1 protein-coding gene is annotated in these 3785 nt (G+C 65.2%); it reads left to right on the top strand.

Features of this window, described 5'->3' with window-relative positions; genetic code table 11:
- The coding region (locus ACHQ4I_RS28595) for an SDR family NAD(P)-dependent oxidoreductase (RefSeq protein ID WP_420774970.1) at positions 1-3785 on the top strand (3785 nt) is incomplete at both ends.

Raw genomic sequence — 3785 nt, 5'->3', positions numbered from 1 at the left:
CGTTTCGCCGACAGTGTGCAGTTGTTGGAGTCGATGGGCGCCACCCGGTTCATCGAAGTCGGTCCCGGCGCTGGCCTGTCAGCTGCCATAGAACAGACACTGACCTCTCCCGAGGCCATCACGATCCCCGTGCTGACCAAGCACCGCCCCGAGACCACCGCGATGGTCAAAGCGGTGGGCCACGCCTTCGTCGCGGGGGTACCTGTCGACTGGAGCAAGGTTTACACCACCACACCGGGTCGGGTCGGGTTGCCGACGTATGCGTTCCAGCGGCAACGGTATTGGCTGGCTTCGGGTTCTGCCGATGCGGGTTCGGCCGGGCAGTACCGGGTGCAGCATCCGGTACTTGCCGCGGCGGTGCCGGTGGGCGATCGCGACGAGTGGGTGTTCACCGGACGCCTGTCTGTCCAGGCCCAGCCGTGGATTGCCGATCACGTGTTGCTCGGGGCGATGGTCGTCCCCGGAGTTGCGTTGGTCGAGCTCGCACACGCGGTAGGCCAACAGCTGGATTGCCCGGTTGTCGAGGAATTGGTTTTCCAGGCGCCGTTGATCCTGCAGCAGCAGAACACGATTCAGGTGCAGGTCACCGTCGGGCAGGCCGGTGAGGACGGCCGTCGAGAGCTGGGCATCTACTCGCGCTCCCATGCCCCGGAGATCGGCACGGACCAGGGCGAGCCCGTATGTAACGCGCGGGGATGGCTGGCTGTGACCGAACCCGCCACATCCTCCACAGACACCGAACCGTGGGAGCCGTTCCCTGCGACATGGCCGCCGAACGGTGCAGAACCGGTGGCCGTTGATGCGTTGTACGCGCGGCTGGCCGAGGCGGGGTATGACTACGGCCCCATCTTCCAAGGGGTGCATGAGCTCTGGCGCAACGGTGACGCGGTTTACGCCGAAGTCGGGTTGCCCGACGAGACGGATGTGGCGCGGGGATTCGGGATTCACCCGGCGCTGTTGGATGCGGTACTGCAAAGTGCAGCCGGTTTTCTGATCGACCGCGACGACAGTCAACCCAGGATGCCCTTCAGCTTGACCGGGGTGCGGTTCGACCGCCAGGACGTCTCGCGGCTGCGTGTCCGCGCGGTTGCCCGTGGTGAGTCCGTGATACGAGTCGATGCAGTCGACACCACCGGCGCCGCGGTCGTATCGGTGCAGTCCTTTGCCACGCGTCCGGTCAACCCCGAACAACTCACGGCGGCACAACTCGGCGGTCAACGCAGCTTGTTCCTGCAGAACTGGGTGCCGGTCACCGCTGCAGGAAAAGATGAATCGACACCGATACTGATCGCTGGAATCGGCGACCCAGTCAGCGACCCAGTCGATACGGCGCAGTGGTTCACCGATCTGGACGAGTTGGAACGGGCCCTAGCGGAGGGGGCCGCACGGCCGGATCTGGTCATCGCTCCGATCACGGCTACGACTGCCACTGATGAGCCGGCCACCGCGCGGGCTACCACAGCCAACGCGTTGAGCCTTTTGCAGCGATGGTTGAGCAGCGAATGGCTGCCACAAGCCCGCCTGGTCGTAGTGACTCGCCACGCCATTGCGGCAGACGAGGCGCCCTTGGACCTGGGACTGGCACCGGTGTGGGGATTGATGCGTTCGGCACAAAGCGAACACCCGGGCCAGATCGTGCTGGTCGATATCGGCGCCGAGAGCGGTCACGACCTGGACTGGGGCAAACTCGTCGGGCTGGGCGAACCCCAACTCGCAGTCCGGGCAGGTCAAACCTTGGTGCCACGGCTCAGCCCGGCAGGAACAGGGGAAACGACCACCCAGCCACGGATAAACCCACACGAAACCGTCCTGATCACCGGTGGCACAGGCGGTCTGGGCGCCACGGTGGCCAGACATCTGGCCGACAAACACGGCGTCAAACGGCTGCTGCTGGTCAGCCGACGCGGACCGGAAGCAGACGACGCGGCGAAACTGATCGCAGACCTCGATGCGTTGGGCGCCCAAACCGACGTTGTCGCGTGTGATGTCACCGACCGCCAACAATTGGCCACGCTTCTGGAATCGTTGGAACGACCACTCGGAGCCGTGGTACATACGGCCGGGGTACTCGAAGACGGTGTCATCGAATCGATGACAGTCGACCAGCTCGAACGGGCACTACGACCAAAGATCGACGCCACCTGGCATCTACACGAACTGACCGCCGAGATGCCGTTGTCGGCATTCGTGATGTTCTCCTCGATGGCCGGACTGATCGGTAGCCCCGGACAAGGCAACTACGCCGCAGCCAACGCATGGCTCGACGCCCTCGCCCAGCAGCGCCGGTCGCAGGGACTACCAGCACACTCGCTGGCATGGGGACTATGGGCAGACCCCACCGGAATGACCGCCAAACTAGGCACTTCCGGACTCACACGACTGGAACGGATCGGTGTCGGCGCACTACCCACCGAGCTAGCACTGGAATTGTTCGACCGAAGCCTCGATCTGGCAACGGCAGTGGTAGTGCCCGCCCGACTGGACATGGCGGCGCTACAACGACAAGCACGAGCCGGAGCACTCCCCACACCACTACAAGGACTCGTCCGCACACCCGCGCGACGCACCGACACCACCGGAACACCACTGACACAACGGCTCGCCACCGTCGAGGAAACCGCCCGACAGCAGATCGTGCTCGACGAGATCCGCACACAAGCAGCCGTCGTACTCGGACACACCTCAGCCCAGGCAATAGACCCCAACCAAGCATTCCTGGAACTCGGATTCGACTCACTGACCGCGATCGAATTCCGCAACAGACTCACCCAAATCACCGGACTACGCCTGTCCAGCACCACCATCTTCGACTACCCCACACCCGCTCGACTCGCCGACTACCTCAACCAGCAGTTGAGCGGACGGGTCCAGCAGCAGGCGGTCCGGTCGGTGACACCAGCGCGTCTGGGCGTGGACGAACCGGTCGCGATCGTGGGAATCGGCTGCCGGTTCCCCGGCGGAGTCGACTCCGGGCAAGGCTTGTGGGAGATGGTGGCTACCGGCCGCGACGTGGTGTCGGGTTTCCCGACCGACCGAGGCTGGGATGTGGAGGGTCTGTTCGACCCCGACCCGGCCGCGGCGGGTAAGTCCTACACCCGCTCGGGCGGATTCCTGGATGCCGCAGGCGATTTCGATGCCGGGTTCTTCGGGATCAGTCCCCGCGAAGCCTTGGCGATGGACCCCCAACAGCGACTGCTGCTGGAAACCTCCTGGGAAGCCTTGGAAGACGCCGGAATCGACCCCACGACACTGGCCGGCTCCACCACCGGAGTGTTCTGTGGCGTGGTGGCGTCGGGTTACGGAACGATGCTCATCGGTGGCGACCCGCAGCTCGAAGGCCTTCAGCTGACAGGGCAAACCTCGAGCGTGGCCTCAGGGCGAGTGGCCTACATGCTCGGGTTGGAAGGCCCGGCGGTGTCGGTGGACACGGCGTGCTCGTCGTCACTGGTGGCATTGCACCTGGCCGTGCAATCACTGCGGGCCGGGGAATGCGACCTGGCCTTGGCCGGCGGCGTGGCGGTGATGCCGTCCCCGACGATGTTCCTGGAATTCAGTCGCCAGCGGGGCCTGTCCGCCGATGGACGCTGCAAGTCCTACGCCGGCACCGCCGACGGCACCGGGTTCTCCGAAGGCGTCGGGGTGCTCGTGGTCGAGCGGTTGGCCGACGCCCGCGCCAAGGGCCATCAGGTGTTGGCGGTGGTGCGTGGGTCGGCGGTCAATCAGGACGGTGCCTCCAACGGGTTGACCGCACCCAACGGGCCCTCGCAGCAGCGGGTGATCCGTGC

It is taken from the genome of Nocardia nepalensis, from assembly GCF_048910785.1.
Taxonomy (GTDB): domain Bacteria; phylum Actinomycetota; class Actinomycetes; order Mycobacteriales; family Mycobacteriaceae; genus Nocardia; species Nocardia nepalensis.
Note: the sequence above shows the minus strand (reverse complement) of the source record. Positions and strands in the feature narration are given on the sequence as shown.